The following is a 614-nucleotide window of genomic DNA, read 5'->3' as shown; positions in this document are numbered from 1 at the left end:
AAGACAAGCGAAGCGCGTAGTTTTGATTGTCAAAAGGGAATCTAAAGATTCCCTTTTTTAGCTTAAGCGCACTGCTCCACCCGAATTCAAGGCGAAGGCTGTGCCTGAGCGTAATTAGATAGAGCGCTGCTCTAAAAATTACGCAAATCAAGGACGAAGTCCGCGTAGGCAGGCATTAAAAAGGATCCCCTAAAAATAGGGGATTTCTTTTTTTAAGCTGATCTGAATTTTACGCAAAGCAAGCGAAGCGCGTAGTTCCTCATGTCATAAAGGAGTCTTTTAAAGGCTCCTTTTTTAATTATCTAAAGCCTAAAAATTACGCCCATGCTTCTCTATGCTTGATGTTTTTCTACTTTTTATCAATAGATTTGATTTTTAACATTTAGAAATAACTGTAAACCAAAAATACATTAGTCAATAAAACTATACATTAGAATACAATAACCTACATGATTAATTAAGATCTTCCTCCTATACTTGGTCTCAAGTAGATGATTATCCATCTTATAACAACTAGAAATATCCCCGATTTCAATCCTAGGTTTCCCCCTAAATCTAGGATTTTTTTTTGTCTCCCATTTTTGAGGACGATCTTCCTAAAAATTAGGGCAGAT

Origin of the sequence: Acinetobacter sp. UBA5934, assembly GCF_002430855.1 — a bacterium.
Lineage (GTDB): Bacteria > Pseudomonadota > Gammaproteobacteria > Pseudomonadales > Moraxellaceae > Acinetobacter.
Note: the sequence above shows the minus strand (reverse complement) of the source record.